A 14,964-nucleotide genomic window follows, 5' to 3' on the forward strand; every position below is an offset into this window, starting at 1 on the left:
ACCGATGGACCGCCTGTGGGCCGAGAATGACGATTCGCGCGTTACCGGCGACCCCTCGCTGGTCGTCGATGTGGCCGGCTTCGAAGGTCCGCTCGATCTTCTCTTGCATCTTGCCCGGACGCAAAAGGTCGATCTGGCGCGCATCTCGATCCTGGCGCTGGTCGAGCAGTATCTGACCTTTGTCGAGACGGCGAGGGCGCTGCGGCTGGAGCTTGCGGCCGACTATCTGGTGATGGCGGCGTGGCTCGCCTTCCTCAAATCGAAGCTGTTGATCCCCAAGCTGCCGGGCGAAGAGGGTGAGAGCGGCGAGGAACTGGCTGCGGTGCTGCAATTCCGGCTGAAGCGGCTGGAAGCCATGCGCGACGCCGCGGCGCGTCTGGTCAACCGCAATCGGCTCGGCCGGGACGTGTTCGCGCGCGGCATGCCGGAAATGGTCATCATCGAGAAGCGCAACGCCTATTCGGCGTCGCTCTACGATCTCTTGACCGCCTACGCCCAGCAGCGGCAGAAGCAGGCGATCAACAATGTGACCATCGCCAGGCGTGGCGTCTGGTCGCTCAAGGACGCGCGCGACATCCTGACCCGGCTGGTCGGGGCTGTCAGCGACTGGACGACGCTGGAAAGTTTCCTGATCGTGTACATGACCAGTCCCGAGGAGAGGCGCACGGCGATCGCCAGTTCGTTTGCGGCAACATTGGAACTGGTGCGCGACGGCACGATGGATTTGCGGCAGGATCAGACGTTCGCGCCGATCTATCTGCGCGGCCGCGTGCAGGCAACCAAGGCAGTCGAGGTGGCACCATGAGCGAACGCGCCAACGCTTCGGTTATCCCCTTCAAGGTGGATGATGGGCCGGAAGAGGGCGATCTCGACGAGGCTTCCGTCCAGAATCCGGCACAGAACCCGGCCGAGCGCCTGCATATGGCGGAGGCCGTGCGCATGGCCGAGGCGATTGTCTTCGCCAGCGCCGAGCCGGTCAGCGAAAAACAGCTTGCCGCGCGCCTTCCCGACGGCATCAACATCGCCCTTGCCATGGCCGAGTTACAGCAGGTCTATGCGCGGCGCGGCGTCAATCTGGTGCGGGTCGGCGACGCCTGGGCGTTCCGCACCGCCGGCGATCTCGCCTTTCTGATGAGCCGCGACACGGTGCAGCAGCGCAAGCTGTCGCGGGCGGCGCTCGAAGTGCTGGCGATCATCGCCTATCACCAGCCGGTGACGCGGGCCGAGATCGAGGATATCCGCGGTGTCGAGACCTCGAAGGGTACGCTGGACACGCTGCTCGAGACGGAATGGGTGCGCATGCGCGGTCGCCGCAAAACGCCTGGCCGTCCCGTCACCTACGGCACCACCGAAACCTTCCTCGACCATTTTGCGCTCGAGGAAATCCGCGATCTTCCGGGCATGGAGGAATTGAAGGGGGCGGGCCTGCTTTCGGGCCGCATGCCGTCGAACTTCTCCATTCCGCAGCCGCCGGCCGACCCGGATGCGCTGACCGAGGACGAGGATCCGCTGACCGACATCGACCTCGAGGAGCTCGGCCTTTTGACGCCACGCGTCACGGAAGATTGACCGCAAGCGTCTATCAAAAGTGGCTTTACGTCTTTACATGCGCCTTTTGGTAGCGGACCGCCTTGCCGAAAATGCGTGACATCCGCCAGCCTTTCATAAACTCTGTCGCGGTTGTGTTTGAATCCCAACGCGAAAACGCATAGATCATCGCCAGGGAAAACATTCGAGAGAGATTTGCTATGGGTTCATTTTCGATTTGGCACTGGATGATCGTGCTGGTCATCGTGCTTTTGGTGTTCGGCCGCGGCAAGATCCCCGAGCTGATGGGCGACATGGCCAAGGGCATCAAGAGCTTCAAGAAGGGCATGGCCGACGACGACGTCGCCGAGGACAAGCGCACCGTCGAACACCGTGCCGATGAGACCGTTTCGGCTGTGAAGGAAAAGGCCAGCAAGAGCTGAGCCAAGAGTTCTAGTCGGAACAGATTGCCATGTTTGAAGTCGGCTGGACCGAAATGCTGGTGATTGCGATCGTTATGATCGTGGTCGTCGGGCCGAAGGATTTGCCCAACATGCTGCGCACCTTCGGGCGCACGACGGCGAAGCTGCGTGCCATGGCCGCCGACTTCCAGAAACAGTTCAACGAGGCGCTGAAGGAAGCCGAACTCGACGACGTCAAGAAGTCGGTCGACGAGCTCAGGGGCCTCAGCCCGGTTGCCGAAATCAAGAAGCAGCTCAATCCGTTCGAGCAGGCGGCGGCCGATGTACGCGCCGGTGTCGATGCGGCGATGAAGCCGAAGCCGGCCACCGATCCGGCAACGCCCGCCGCTTCGACGCCACAGGCCGCTGAGCCGCTGAAGAATGGCGCGACGGAAATGCCCGGCGTCAGCGGGCCGGAAGCTGCGCCGCCAGCCCCGATCTTCCCGGCGATGACCGATGAATCGATAGTGGCGACATCCACGGAGCCCGCCGTGGTGCCGAAGACATCCGCGGCCAGGAAAGCCGCCAAGGCACCGCCGGCAGCGAAAGCACGGCCCAAGGCCTCGGCATCTGCGAAGGTGGTGACGGCAAAAGCCGCACCAGCGGTGACGGCAAAAGCTGCGCTTGCGGTGACGGCGAAAGCGACACCAGCACCCAAGGCGTCGACAAAGGCCGCGACAGCGGCAAGGTCGGCAACCGCCGCTTCGACGAAGCCCGCCGCCAAGGCGACTGCCGCCAAGACCGTGGCGAAAGCCGAACCGAAGCCTGCCGCGGCGAAGAAGCCGGTGGCCAAAAAGACGGCTGGAGCCGCCAAGTGAGCGTTTCGGACAAGGAAAAGGACGAGATCGAGAAATCGTCGGCTCCCCTGATGGAGCATCTGATCGAGCTGCGCCGGCGACTGATCTGGTCGCTTGGCGGCTTCTTCGTCGCCTTCCTGGTTTGCTTCTTCTTCGCCAAGAGGCTGTTCAACCTTCTGGTCGTCCCCTTCAAATGGGCGACGAAATGGGCGGGTCTCGATCCGCACAAGGTCGAGCTGATCTACACCGCGCCGCAGGAATTCTTCTTCACGCAGGTCAAGCTCGCCATGTTCGGCGGCATGGTCATCGCCTTTCCGCTGATCGCCACGCAAATCTACAAGTTCATCGCGCCCGGCCTCTACAAGAACGAGCGCAACGCCTTCCTGCCGTTCCTGATCGCGTCGCCGATCCTGTTCCTGATGGGCGCTTCGCTGGTCTATTTCTTCTTCACCCCGATGGTGATGTGGTTCTTCCTCGCCATGCAGCAGGCGGGCACCGACGACCAGGTGCAGATTTCGCTGCTGCCGAAAGTCTCCGAATATCTCAGCCTCATCATGACGCTGATCTTCTCCTTCGGCCTGGTGTTCCAGTTGCCTGTGGTGACCAGCCTGATGACGCGCGTCGGCATGCTGTCGTCCAAGGCGCTGGCGGAAAAACGCAAATGGGCGATCGTCCTTGCCTTCATCGTCGCGGCAGTGCTGACGCCGCCGGATCCGATGAGCCAGATCGGTCTGGCCCTTCCGACCATCCTTCTCTACGAGGTCTCGATCTGGGCCGCCCGGTGGATCGAGCGGGATCAAGAAAAGCAGCGGCTGGCACGCGAGAAGCAGGACGCCGGGGAGACCGTGGCCGATAAAACGCCGGACGAGCCTCCAGCGCCGGCTGCTTCGTAAAACAACAGGCAGCGCCGGAAAGAGACCGTCGCTGCCCGGTCTATCTTGCATCAATCAAGGATGCGGTTTACGCCCTCTCGCATAGCTGAGGACGGATAAACCATGCTTGACATCAAATGGATTCGCGACAACCCGAAGGCCCTTGTCGAGGCGCTGGTGAAGCGCTCGTGGTCGGCCGGTGAGGCGCAGTCCACGGTCGACGGACTGATCGCCAAAGACGAGGCGCGGCGCGAACACGTCACCGAGCTGCAGACCAAGCAGGAGCGCCGCAACGCCGCCTCGAAGGAGATCGGCAACGCCATGCGTTCGGGCGATGCCGCCCTTGCCGAAAGGCTGAAGACCGAAGTCGGCGAGATCAAGACCTTCATCCAGAATGGCGAGGCGCGCGAGCGTGAGCTGGACAAGGCGCTGAACGATGCGCTGGCGGTGCTGCCCAATGTGCCGTTCGACGATGTGCCGGTCGGCAAGGATGAGCACGACAATGTGGTCAGACACATTGTCGGCACAGTGCCGACGCGGCCGAACTGGGTGAAGGAGCATTTCGAGATCGGTGAAGCGCTCGGCATGATGGATTTCGAGCGGGCAGCAAAGCTGTCGGGCTCGCGCTTCACCGTGCTGAAGGGCGGCTTGGCGCGGATGGAACGCGCGATCGGCCAGTTCATGCTCGACCTGCATACGACCGAGCATGGCTATGAGGAGATCCAGCCACCACTGATGGTGCGCGACCATGCGATGTTTGGCACCGGCCAGCTGCCAAAATTCAAAGAGGATTTGTTTCGAGCGTCGATTAATGACCTGAATCGCTTTTGGAAAGAGTACGAGGACGCACGCGACAAGCAGTTCGAGGATTTCAGAAACAGCAAAGCTAGCCTCGACAGAATAAAAGCCGAGGGAATGGCAAGGCAGCGTACATGGATGAACGACTTTGAAAGTGGGAAGTTTGCTGAGAATTTCTACCTCATCCCGACCGCCGAAGTGCCGCTCACCAACCTGGTGCGCGAAGAGATCACGGCGCATGAAAAACTGCCGCTGCGCTATACGGCGCTGACACCGTGTTTCCGCTCGGAAGCAGGCTCGGCTGGGCGCGACACGCGCGGCATGCTGCGCCAGCACCAGTTCTACAAGGTCGAGCTGGTGTCGATCACCGACCAGGAATCCTCGCTCGCCGAGCATGAGCGGATGACGCAATGCGCCGAGGAAATGCTGAAGCGGCTGGAACTGCCGTTCCGTACCATAGTGCTGTGCACTGGGGACATGGGCTTTGGCGCACGCAAAACCTATGACATCGAAGTCTGGCTGCCCGGCCAGAACGCCTATCGCGAAATCTCGTCCTGCTCGGTCTGCGGCGATTTTCAGGCGCGGCGCATGGATGCCCGCTACAAGGATCGGGATGGCAAGGGCAACCGCTTCGTCCATACGCTCAACGGTTCGGGCACCGCTGTCGGCCGCGCTCTCATAGCTGTCATCGAAAACTACCAGAATGAGGACGGCAGCGTAACCATTCCTGAAGTGCTGCGGCCCTACATGGGCGGTCTGGCAAAGATCGAAGCGAAATAATGCGCATTCTTCTGACCAATGACGACGGCATTCATGCCGAGGGGCTGGCGTCGCTCGAACGCGTCGCCCGCACGCTGTCCGACGATGTCTGGGTGGTGGCACCGGAGCAGGACCAGTCCGGCTATGCGCATTCGCTGTCGATCTCCGAGCCGTTGCGGCTGCGCAAGATCGGCGAGAAGCATTTCGCCGTCCGCGGCACGCCGACCGACTGCGTCATCATGGGGGTGAAGAAGATCCTGCCTGGCGCGCCGGACCTGATCCTGTCCGGCATCAATTCCGGCGCCAACATCGCCGACGACGTGACCTATTCGGGAACCGTCGCCGGCGCCATGGAAGGCGCGCTGCTCGGCATCCGCTCGATCGCGCTCAGCCAGGGCTACTCCTATGTCGGCGAGGATCGCATCGTTCCCTATGAGACCACCGAGGCGTTGGCGCCGGCGCTGCTGAAGAAGCTCGTCGCGACGCCGCTGCCCGACGGCGTGCTGCTCAACGTCAATTTTCCAAACTGCCTTCCCGAGGAGGTCGCCGGCACGGTCGTCACCTCTCAAGGCAAGCTCGTGCACAGCCTTTGGGTCGATGAGCGCCGTGACGGGCGCGGCCTGCCTTACTACTGGCTGCGTTTCGGCCGCGAGCCGGTCGAGGGCAAGCAAGGCACCGACCTCTACGCGCTGCGCAACCGTCTGGTGTCGGTGACGCCATTGCAGCTCGACCTCACCGCGCACGAAATCCGGGAACAGCTGAGCAAGGCGCTTGCATGAACCTGCCAATCGATGACCGCGAAGGATTTGCCGCCTTCCTGTTGCGCCTGCGGGGCAGGGGAACGGTGCCGAAGGCGCTGATCGCGGCGTTCGAGGCGACGCCACGGCGCGGTTTCCTGGCGCCCCACTTCCATCAGATCGCCTGGTCGGACCGCATGCTGCCGATCGAATGCGGCGAGGCGATCGAAGGCGCCGACATGCAGGCGGCGGTGATCGCGGCCCTTGCCCTCGAAGAGGGAAACCGTGTGCTCGAGATCGGCACCGGCTCCGGCTACACGGCAGCGGTGATGTCGCGGCTGGCGACGCGCATCGTGACCGTCGATCGCTACAAGACGCTGGTCGAACAGGCCAGGCAGCGTTTCGAGGCGCTGGGCATCGGCAATGTCATCGTGCGCCAGGCGGACGGCTCCGGCGGCCTGCCTGCCGAAGGGCCGTTCGACCGCATTGTCGTCTGGGCCGCCTTCGACAACCTGCCGCGATTCCTGCTCGACCAATTGTCGAGCGGCGGCATCGTCATCGCACCGATCGGGCCGGAGGAGGGCGAGCAGGTGCTGGCCAAGCTGACCAAGGTCGGCAGCCGTTTCGAGCGCGAGGATATCGGCCTGGTGCGGCTGCAGCCGATCTTGCGCAGCGTCGCGGCGGTGATCTAGCTTTCCAGCACGGCGCTGGCTCAAGGTCGAACATCTAATTCGACCTTGTGATCCACACCCGTCAACCGTCCCCAAATGTTTTAAGAAAATTTTCGTCGGATTCTAATGGGTTAACCGCCCAGTAACATTAACGCGCTTTAATCCTGTCTCAGTTGGTGCAGCGTTTGTGCGGGTTAGTGCGATGCAACTCAGTGTTTTGAAGACAAACAGTCGCAATCTGGCGCGGGGCTGCGCTGTTCTCATGATTGCGGGGGCCGCCGCCGGGTGCAGTTCCCAGGCCTCGCGGTTTAACAGCGTCGACGATGTCTTCACTTCCTCGACAAACAATCAGCGCGCCATCATCAACAAGCAGGATGCCGCGCAGCCCTATCCGGGCGATGTCTCCGCCGCTCCGCTCGACGGCAGCCACACGCAGTCGGTCAGCCGCTCCAGCCTCGAGCCGGTTTCGAGCCGGCCGTTGCCGCCGCCCGTTTCGGCCCAGGCGCAACCCGCGCCGGCCGCCAATCCGGTGCGTGTCGCGTCGGCGCCCGCCATGGTTCGGCCCGCTCCACACGTTGACAGGACGACAACCGGCACTGTCGAGCCGGCCGCGAAGCCGTTCAAGAATGCTCAGCCTGACGCACCGAAGATGGCCGAGGCGGGCAGGCCGCACGCGACCGAGATCGTCGTCAGGGACGGCGAAACGATCAATGGCATCGCTCAGCACTACAAGGTGCCGGCCGACGTCATCATGAAAGTGAACGGCCTGAGCGCAACCAAAGGGTTGAAGACCGGCCAGAAGCTGGTCATCCCTGCCTATGCCTATTCCAGCAAGGCAGAGCCTAAGGTTGCCGATGCCAAGCCGGCGAAGGATGGCAAGCACGATCTGCCGGCCACAGCGCCGGACAAGGTCGCCGTCCTGCCGCAGCAGCCGAAGCTCAAGGAAGGCAAGTCAGCTGCTCAGGTCGATGCTTCGGCTGCCGCAAGCCAGCCCAAGGAGCCCAAGCCCGCACAGGTGGCCAAGGCAACGGGTGCTGCCGGCACCTATACGGTCCAGTCGGGTGACACGATGTCCTCGATTGCCAGGAAGACCGGCGTCGGCGTCGTTGCGCTGAAGCAGGCCAACGGCATGAAGGACGGCTTGCTCAAGATCGGCCAGACCCTGAAGGTGCCGGCCGGCGGAACCGCGACGGTCGCCAGCGCCAAGCCGGCGAAGGTCGATCCGGTAACCACTGCCACTACGCAACCTGCCGCGAAGACCACGCCTGCGGAAACGCTGGCATCGTACACGCCGCCGAAGAAAGACGCGAAAGTCATCCAGCAGGCCGAGGACGACGATGCGGTAGCGCCGGATGCAACCGGGATTGGCAAGATGCGCTGGCCGGTGCGCGGCCGGGTGATCTCCGGTTTCGGATCCGGCAAGGACGGCGTCGATATCGCCGTGCCCACGGGCACGCCGATCAAGGCAGCCGAGAACGGCGTCGTCATCTATGCCGGCGACGGGCTCAAGGAATTCGGCAACACGGTGCTGGTGCGCCACGAGAACGGTCTGGTCACCGTCTATGGCCATGCCAGCTCGATCGAGGTGCAGCGCGGCCAGAAGGTCAAGCGCGGCCAGGAAATCGCATTGTCGGGCATGAGCGGCACCACGGACTCCCCGAAGCTGCACTTCGAAGTGCGCAAGAACTCGGCTCCGGTCGATCCCTCGACCTATCTCGAATAGAATAAAAAAAGCGATTTGCGGGCCGTCTGACCTCCAGTCCGGCCCGCCGGCTCAGCCCGTTCCGCAAGGAGCGGGCTTTTTCAGTTGCTGCAATATGTCTGCCCGCCAGGGCTAGTCTAGAGATGATCGCGGAGCGGATCGGCGATCATCTCCTCAAGGCTGCTGGCCTTCACGCCCAGGAGCGCCTCGGTGTCGGAGGAATCAACCAGCAGGGGGCTCTCGAAGAGGTAGCTCATCTCGATGAGCTCATGCATGCCCAAGGCTTCCATCTCGGCGACGGAATAGGAACGTATCCCTGAAACCTCTCGTGCGAGCATGGCGGCGGTTTTCTGGATGAGCTCCCGGGGGGAGGCGGATTGCGAGGGAACGTGAAATGCCCGTCCCCATTCACCCGTGTAGCGGGCTGCTGCGACCAGTGTGCTTGCGACGTCCTTGGTGAAGCTCCAGGCATGAGTTGCGTCGAGGTCTCCAATGAAGGCGGTGGGCTTGCCCTCGATGATGGAGGGCAGCGCGACCAGTGAGAAATAGCTGATCGCACCATGTCCGAGATAATCGCTGGAGCGTATTTCGATCGCCGGCACATCGGCACGGACCGCGCGCTGCCACATGATCGTCCTGGCGGTTCCCTTCTTCGAAGTCGGGTCCAGCGACAGGTCGGAGCGAAGCGGGCTATGGGCGTTTTCCCCATAACCATAGAGGTTTCCGAGCACGATGAGCTTGGCGCCGACCGTTTCGGCCGCGCGCACGGTACCGTCGATGATGGGGAAAAAGTCGGTCGGCCAGCGATGATATGTGGCCATGGCACACATGAAGATCGCTTCGGCGCCTTGGCAGATACGCGACAGTTCCGAGGCATCCGTGGCGTCGGCCTGTATGGCTCGCACGTTCCGCAACGCATTTGCACCGACGCTTCGGCTTGTGAGAACGACCTCATGTCCTTCTTCGCTAAGAAGGCGAGCGCACTCGCGACCAACCGGGCCTGCTCCAACAACAACATAGAAACTCATGGCAACCTCTCTTCCAAGCTTGATGGAGAGGCGTGAGTACAGGTTCACGGCATTGAAAATCGCGCGGGAATTGCCAAATCTTGAACAGGTTTCGCCATGAATCGAGAGAGCATGCGTCCGCAATTCGCTCCGGCCCGATCTCCGTCCGACGTGACAATGGTTTCCCGGCATATCGAGGCGGGCGTCCATCGTCTTGCCCGGGCGCCACACCATCGCATCATGGTGCACGCAAGCGCGGCGACGCGCTCCTATTGCAATCAGGTTGGACGATATTTCGTCAGGCGCGCCGGCGATATCGATTTGGTGCCGGCAGGCGAGGAGGCCGGTTTCGAAGCCGAGACCGCGTTCGAGACGATCGAGATCGGCTTGCAGCCAGCCTTGATGGAAAGGGTAGCGGCGGAGCTTGGCGGCAGGGCGCAGGCATCGCGGCTCGACACACGCCATTTGCTTCGTGACCAGCGCATAGAGCATCTTGCTCGAGCACTCGAGAGCGATTTCAATGCCAACGGGCCGAGTGACCCTCTGTTTGCGGACAGCATTGGTGCCGCACTCGCGGTCAGGCTGCTTGGCCTCGATGGTTCAGACATCGATCGAATGAACCGGCTGTCGGATACCCAGCTCAAGCGCGTGCTGGAGCATATTGAGGCCGCTCTCCATGAGCCGCTTTCGATCCATCGACTAAGCCGGGTTGCCGGCGCGAGCAGCTCGCATTTGCGGACATGGTTCAAGGTGGCGACGGGGGTCACCCTGCATCGCCACGTGTTGCGGCGTCGCGTCGAACGCGCGCGCGCCCTGCTGCAGCAGGGCGATCTCAGCACAAGCGAGGTTGCGGAATTGACGGGCTTCGCGCACCAGTCACATCTGGCGCATTGGATGCGCCGCGAGATTGGCCAAACGCCGCGCGACTTGCGACGGGCGCGGCCGCCCAAATGACATCCCGGAATTCGCGTTAGAGCATTTCACCGTTTCACGGAAACGGCGAACCGCTCTAACTCTTTGTTTTTGATCCAATTCCCAAGGGAAGCGCTACGCGCTTTTCCCGGGGAAACCGTTCATACCTTTCCTGGAATTGCTCCGGCGACGCTTCAATCCTTCAGCGGCTTGCCAAGCCGGCCGGCCAGGTCCTGGGTGAACTGCCAGGCGACGCGGCCCGAGCGGCTGCCGCGTGTCGTCGCCCATTCCAGTGCCTCGGCGCGCAGCTGCTCGGGGTCGATGTCGAGGCCGTGATGGCTGGCATAGCCGTTGATCATCTCGAGATATTCGTCCTGCGAACATTTGTGGAAGCCGAGCCAAAGTCCGAAACGATCGGACAGCGAGACTTTTTCCTCGACCGCTTCGGACGGGTTGATGGCGGTTGAGCGCTCATTGTCGATCATGTCGCGCGGCAACAGATGGCGGCGGTTTGAGGTGGCGTAGAAGATGACGTTGACCGGGCGGCCCTCGACGCCGCCTTCAAGCGCCGCCTTCAGCGACTTGTAGGAGGTGTCGTCATGATCGAAGGACAGATCGTCGCAAAACAGGATGACGCGGAAAGGGGCCGCCTTCAGCAAACCCATCAGTTTCGGCAGCGTGTCGATGTCTTCGCGGTGGATTTCGATCAGCTTCAGCGGCAGCTCGGATTTGGCCTTGGCATTGATCTCGGCATGCACGGCCTTGACCAGGGACGATTTGCCCATGCCGCGCGCGCCCCACAACAGCACGTTGTTGGCCGGGTGGCCGGCGGCGAAGCGCTCGGTGTTGTCGACCAATATGTCGCGGACACGGTCGACGCCGCGGATCAGGCCGATGTCGACACGGTTGACCTTGCGCACCGGCTCCAGATAGCCGGGATCGGCCTGCCAGACGAAGCAGTCGGCCTCGCCGAGGTCGGTTTCAGGCACCGGCGGCGGGGCGAGGCGGCCGACAGCCTCGATCAGGCGGTCGAGTTTCTTGTTGAGGGCGTCGATGCTGCTGTCGGTCATTTCAGGTCTTTTTGGTTCGTTTCCTGGGGCGGGCAGGTGGAGGCGTTCGATTCCGTCGGGTTCGAAACCGGTTCCAACCGTTTGTTCGAGCGTGATCTTTTCGGAAAACCGGCTCGCGCTTTTCGCGGTCATGCTCTAACACGGCCCGACAAGCCGGAAAAGCAGCCGATTTGGCTGGCGGCGCAGTTGCATTGACAACTTTACCGACTATATTCCGGCCAAATTTCAAGGGGCCGCCAAACTCCGCAGGACGGTTGGCGGCTGTTTTCAAAATTCAGGAGTACTCTCGATGTTCGTGACACCGGCATACGCCCAAGGCATCGGCGGCGCCTCTCCCGATATGCTCATCAGCATTTTGCCGTTTGTCCTGATTTTCGTGATCATGTATTTTCTGATCATCCGCCCGCAGCGCACGCAGCTGAAGAAGCGCGGCGAGATGCTGGCGGCGGTCCGTCGCGGCGACACGGTCGTCACTGGCGGCGGTTTCGTCGGCAAGGTGACGAAGGTGATCGACGATAACGAGCTCGAGATCGACCTCGGCGGTGGCACCAAGGTCACGGCGCTGCGCTCGACGATCGCCGATGTGCGCGTCAAGGGCGAACCGGTGGCCAACCAGAACGCCAAGAAATAATCCAATTCCAGGCGGAGCGATCCGCGGACACGCTCTGACGGACGACGCCATATGCTTTACTTTTCGCGCTTCAAGATGATCCTGATCTGGGTGGCCGTGGCCATCACAGTGATCCTCGCCGCGCCCAATCTGTTCCCGGCCAGCACGCTGGCCCAGCTGCCGAGCTGGGTGCCGAAGCGGCAGATGACGCTTGGTCTCGATTTGCAGGGCGGTTCGCACATCCTGCTCGAGATGAACCAGAACGATCTGATCAAGGATCGGCTGGAGACGACGCGCGACGAAATCCGCACGCTGCTGCGTGACGCCAAGATCGGCTATACCGGCCTTGCCGGCACCGGGCGGACCTTGCAGGTCCGCATCACGGATCCAGCCCAACTCGACGCCGCAAAGAAGGCGCTGAAGACCTTGACCGATCCTGTCGCCGCTGGCCTGTTCAGCGGCGGCTCCATCCAGGAAATGTCGCTGGACGAGTCCGAGCCGGGGCTACTCAAATTCACGGTCACCGACGCAGGCATCAAATACCGCACATCGACCGCGTTGGCGCAGTCGATCGAGGTGGTCGAGCGCCGCGTCAACGAACTCGGCACCACCGAGCCGATCGTGCAGCGGCAAGGCGACGACCGCATCCTTGTCCAGGTGCCTGGCCTGCAGGATCCGCAGCGGTTGAAGGAAATCCTCGGCCAGACCGCGAAGCTGACCTTCCAGATGGTCGACCAGTCGATGCCGGTGCAGGACGCGATGAAGGCCCGCCCGCCCGCGGGCTCGTCGGTGCTCTATTCGCAGGACGATCCGCCGGTTCCTTATCTGATCGAAAACCGTGTCATCGTATCGGGCGAAAACCTCGTTGACGCGCAAGCGACATACAATTCGCAGAACAACGAGCCGGTGGTTTCATTCCGCTTCGATTCGAAGGGCGCCGCCCGCTTCGGCCAGGCGACCTCGCAGAATGTCGGCAAGCTGTTCGCCATCATCCTCGACAACCAGGTGATCTCGGCGCCGCAGATCCGTGAACCGATCCTCGGCGGCACCGGCCAGATTTCCGGCAACTTCACCGCCCAGAGCGCCAACGATCTCGCCGTGCTGCTGCGCGCCGGCGCGCTGCCCGCGACATTGACGGTCATCGAGGAACGCACGGTCGGTCCGGGCCTCGGCCAGGATTCGATCCATGCCGGCAAGGTCGCGGGCATCATCGGCTCGATCCTCGTCGTTGCCTTCATGTTCGTCGCCTACGGCTTCCTCGGTTTCCTGGCCAACATCGCGCTGGCGGTGCACGTGGCGATGATCGTCGGTGTGTTGTCGCTGCTTGGGGCGACGCTGACCTTGCCCGGTATTGCCGGTATCGTGCTGACCATCGGCATGGCGGTCGATTCCAACGTGCTGATCTATGAGCGCATCCGCGAGGAACGACGTGCCGGCCGCTCGGTGATCCAGGCGATCGACACCGGTTTCACCAAGGCGCTGGCGACCATCGTCGATTCCAACGTCACCTCGCTGATCGCCACCGTGGTGCTGTTCTATCTCGGCACCGGGCCGGTGAAGGGCTTTGCCATCACCTACGCCATCGGCATCCTGACCACGGTCTTCACCGCCTTCACCTTCACCCGCCTGCTGGTGTCGATCTGGCTGCGTCGCGCCCGCCCGAAGGAGTTGCCGAAGGCGCCGGTGACCTTCATTCCGCCAGGCACCAAGATCCCCTTCATGGGCATTCGCCGCTGGACGTTCGCGCTGTCGAGCTTCCTGTCGGTGCTGTCCGTGGTGCTGTTCATGACGGTCGACATCAATTACGGCATCGACTTCAAGGGCGGCTCGATGATCGAGGTGAAGGCCAAGAGCGGCGATGCCAATATCGGCGATATCCGCAGCCGATTGATGGAGCTCAACATCGGCGAAGTGCAGGTGCAGCAGTTCGGTGCGCCGAACGACGTGCTGATCCGCGTCGGCACGCAGGATGGTGGCGAGAACGCCGAGCAGACGGTCATCGACAAGGTGCGCGGCGAGTTGCAGGACCAGTATGATTTCCGCCGCGTCGAAGTGGTGGGACCGACGGTCTCCGGCGAACTGGCCAAGCAAGGCACCATCGCCATGCTGGTCGCGCTGATCGGCATCCTGGTCTATGTCTGGTTCCGCTTCGAATGGCAGTTCGCGGTCGGCGCCATCGTGGCGACCGTGCACGACGTGGTCATGACGCTCGGTTTCTTCGTCATCACCGGGCTGGAGTTCAACCAGTCATCGCTGGCGGCGATCCTGACCATTATCGGCTATTCGTTGAACGATACGATCGTGGTCTATGACCGTGTCCGCGAGGATCTGCGAAAATACAAGCGAATGCCGCTGCCGCAGCTGTTGAACAACGCCATCAACGAGACGCTGTCGCGAACGACGCTGACCTCGGTGACGACGATCCTGGCGCTGTTGGCGCTGGTGCTGTTCGGCGGCGAAGTCATCCGTTCCTTCACCATGGCGATGCTGTTCGGCGTCGTGTTCGGCACCTATTCGTCGATCTTTATCGCCGCACCACTACTGATCCTGTTCAAGCTGCGGCCGCAGGCTTCGGCCGATGAGGAGAAGCCGGTTAGCGGCAAGGCGGTCGCGACCTGACGCGCGGCCCCGAAGGGGTGACAGAGTGGTGACCGGCAAAGGCATCGTCATCCGCGAGGCGCATTTCCCCGGCCGCGCGCCGATCGAGGCCTATGGCAATGGCGGGTTCCGCTTTGCCGACATGTCGCATCGCGGCTCGCTGCTATGCCTGCCCACAGGCATCCATGGCTGGGAGCCGGCGGACGCTACAGCGCTGACAGTTGCGGATTTCGACAGGCTGCTGGCCGAGGCCGATAAGGTCGAGATCCTGCTGGTCGGCATGGGCAAGGATTTGAGGCCTTTGCCGGCGGCGCTGCGCGCGGCGTTGAAAGAAGCGGGCATTGCGTCCGACCCGATGTCGACGGGCGCTGCGGTGCGGACCTACAATGTCCTTCTGGCGGAAGACCGCGCCGTGGCTGCCGCGCTCATCGCCGTCGACTGAT

The 14,964-nt window shown here is 62.5% G+C and carries 14 protein-coding genes and 2 pseudogenes; 14 read left to right on the forward strand and 2 right to left on the reverse strand.

Annotated features, from left to right (window positions below; translation table 11 throughout):
• Positions 1-4: 4 nt before the first annotated feature.
• From AC1D05_RS08500 to AC1D05_RS08545, 10 genes and pseudogenes are all read left to right on the forward strand, one after another.
• Positions 5-805 carry a segregation and condensation protein A gene (locus AC1D05_RS08500; RefSeq protein ID WP_477440557.1) on the forward strand — a complete coding sequence of 267 codons (801 nt, stop codon included), beginning with the start codon at positions 5-7 and terminating at the stop codon, positions 803-805.
• On the forward strand, positions 802-1,569 hold the full coding sequence (gene scpB / locus AC1D05_RS08505; RefSeq protein WP_477222263.1) for an SMC-Scp complex subunit ScpB: 768 nt from the start codon (positions 802-804) through the stop codon (positions 1,567-1,569). The genes AC1D05_RS08500 and scpB overlap by 4 nt, the downstream gene beginning before the upstream one ends.
• A gap of 179 nt (positions 1,570-1,748) precedes the next feature.
• On the forward strand, positions 1,749-1,970 hold the full coding sequence (locus AC1D05_RS08510) for a twin-arginine translocase TatA/TatE family subunit (RefSeq protein WP_013895102.1): 222 nt from the start codon (positions 1,749-1,751) through the stop codon (positions 1,968-1,970).
• Positions 1,971-1,999: 29 nt separating this feature from the next.
• Positions 2,000-2,806 (forward strand): Sec-independent protein translocase protein TatB, encoded by an 807-nt coding sequence (gene tatB, locus AC1D05_RS08515; protein WP_477440001.1) that lies wholly within the window; start codon positions 2,000-2,002, stop codon positions 2,804-2,806.
• Positions 2,803-3,678 (forward strand): twin-arginine translocase subunit TatC, encoded by an 876-nt coding sequence (gene tatC, locus AC1D05_RS08520; RefSeq protein ID WP_477440003.1) that lies wholly within the window; start codon positions 2,803-2,805, stop codon positions 3,676-3,678. The genes tatB and tatC overlap by 4 nt, the downstream gene beginning before the upstream one ends.
• Before the next feature lie 102 nt (positions 3,679-3,780).
• Positions 3,781-4,509: pseudogene (locus tag AC1D05_RS08525) on the forward strand (serine--tRNA ligase); the annotation flags it as partial.
• Between the two features lie 123 nt (positions 4,510-4,632).
• Positions 4,633-5,235 (forward strand): annotated as a pseudogene (gene serS, locus AC1D05_RS08530) (serine--tRNA ligase); the annotation flags it as partial.
• Positions 5,235-5,993: a 5'/3'-nucleotidase SurE gene (gene surE, locus AC1D05_RS08535; RefSeq protein ID WP_477440005.1), complete on the forward strand. Its 759-nt coding sequence runs from the start codon at positions 5,235-5,237 to the stop codon at positions 5,991-5,993. The pseudogene serS and the gene surE, both read left to right, overlap by 1 nt.
• The gene (locus tag AC1D05_RS08540; protein ID WP_477440007.1) at positions 5,990-6,643 is read left to right on the forward strand and encodes a protein-L-isoaspartate(D-aspartate) O-methyltransferase; all 654 of its coding nucleotides are present in this window, start codon (positions 5,990-5,992) and stop codon (positions 6,641-6,643) included. Before surE ends, AC1D05_RS08540 begins: the two co-directional genes overlap by 4 nt.
• A 181-nt stretch (positions 6,644-6,824) precedes the next feature.
• Positions 6,825-8,345: a peptidoglycan DD-metalloendopeptidase family protein gene (locus AC1D05_RS08545; protein WP_477440009.1), complete on the forward strand. Its 1,521-nt coding sequence runs from the start codon at positions 6,825-6,827 to the stop codon at positions 8,343-8,345.
• Between the two features lie 116 nt (positions 8,346-8,461).
• On the opposite strand, the gene AC1D05_RS08550 is transcribed toward AC1D05_RS08545, so the two are convergent.
• Entirely contained in the window at positions 8,462-9,352 is an 891-nt protein-coding gene (locus AC1D05_RS08550) for an NAD-dependent epimerase/dehydratase family protein (RefSeq protein ID WP_477440011.1), read from the reverse strand.
• Between the two features lie 111 nt (positions 9,353-9,463).
• Between AC1D05_RS08550 and AC1D05_RS08555 the strand changes: the two genes are divergently transcribed.
• Positions 9,464-10,285 carry a helix-turn-helix domain-containing protein gene (locus AC1D05_RS08555; protein ID WP_477440013.1) on the forward strand — a complete coding sequence of 274 codons (822 nt, stop codon included), beginning with the start codon at positions 9,464-9,466 and terminating at the stop codon, positions 10,283-10,285.
• Between the two features lie 152 nt (positions 10,286-10,437).
• Here AC1D05_RS08555 and AC1D05_RS08560 read toward each other — a convergent pair whose 3' ends face one another.
• Positions 10,438-11,313 (reverse strand): ATP-binding protein, encoded by an 876-nt coding sequence (locus AC1D05_RS08560; protein ID WP_477440015.1) that lies wholly within the window; start codon positions 11,311-11,313, stop codon positions 10,438-10,440.
• 289 nt (positions 11,314-11,602) lie between these two features.
• Between AC1D05_RS08560 and yajC the strand changes: the two genes are divergently transcribed.
• Genes yajC through AC1D05_RS08575 form a run of 3 tightly spaced genes read left to right on the forward strand, consistent with a single transcriptional unit; the run spans position 11,603 to position 14,963 of the window.
• On the forward strand, positions 11,603-11,944 hold the full coding sequence (yajC, locus tag AC1D05_RS08565; RefSeq protein ID WP_027043763.1) for a preprotein translocase subunit YajC: 342 nt from the start codon (positions 11,603-11,605) through the stop codon (positions 11,942-11,944).
• Between the two features lie 51 nt (positions 11,945-11,995).
• Positions 11,996-14,542: a protein translocase subunit SecDF gene (gene secDF, locus AC1D05_RS08570; RefSeq protein ID WP_477440017.1), complete on the forward strand. Its 2,547-nt coding sequence runs from the start codon at positions 11,996-11,998 to the stop codon at positions 14,540-14,542.
• Between the two features lie 28 nt (positions 14,543-14,570).
• Positions 14,571-14,963, forward strand: a complete 393-nt coding sequence (locus AC1D05_RS08575) for an Mth938-like domain-containing protein (protein WP_477440559.1) — start codon at positions 14,571-14,573, stop codon at positions 14,961-14,963.
• The last annotated feature ends 1 nt before the right edge of the window (position 14,964 follow it).

The organism is Mesorhizobium sp. P2_E9 (assembly GCF_056403815.1).

Bases quoted from the DNA above. Each gene is read 5' to 3' on its own strand.
- AC1D05_RS08500 (WP_477440557.1), top strand. From the start codon at position 5: ATGGACCGCCTGTGGGCCGAGAATGACGATTCGCGCGTTACCGGCGAC.
- scpB (WP_477222263.1), top strand. From the start codon at position 802: ATGAGCGAACGCGCCAACGCTTCGGTTATCCCCTTCAAGGTGGATGAT.
- AC1D05_RS08510 (WP_013895102.1), top strand. From the start codon at position 1,749: ATGGGTTCATTTTCGATTTGGCACTGGATGATCGTGCTGGTCATCGTG.
- tatB (WP_477440001.1), top strand. From the start codon at position 2,000: ATGTTTGAAGTCGGCTGGACCGAAATGCTGGTGATTGCGATCGTTATG.
- surE (WP_477440005.1), top strand. From the start codon at position 5,235: ATGCGCATTCTTCTGACCAATGACGACGGCATTCATGCCGAGGGGCTG.
- AC1D05_RS08540 (WP_477440007.1), top strand. From the start codon at position 5,990: ATGAACCTGCCAATCGATGACCGCGAAGGATTTGCCGCCTTCCTGTTG.
- AC1D05_RS08545 (WP_477440009.1), top strand. From the start codon at position 6,825: ATGCAACTCAGTGTTTTGAAGACAAACAGTCGCAATCTGGCGCGGGGC.
- AC1D05_RS08550 (WP_477440011.1), bottom strand. From the start codon at position 9,352: ATGAGTTTCTATGTTGTTGTTGGAGCAGGCCCGGTTGGTCGCGAGTGC.
- AC1D05_RS08555 (WP_477440013.1), top strand. From the start codon at position 9,464: ATGCGTCCGCAATTCGCTCCGGCCCGATCTCCGTCCGACGTGACAATG.
- AC1D05_RS08560 (WP_477440015.1), bottom strand. From the start codon at position 11,313: ATGACCGACAGCAGCATCGACGCCCTCAACAAGAAACTCGACCGCCTG.
- yajC (WP_027043763.1), top strand. From the start codon at position 11,603: ATGTTCGTGACACCGGCATACGCCCAAGGCATCGGCGGCGCCTCTCCC.
- secDF (WP_477440017.1), top strand. From the start codon at position 11,996: ATGCTTTACTTTTCGCGCTTCAAGATGATCCTGATCTGGGTGGCCGTG.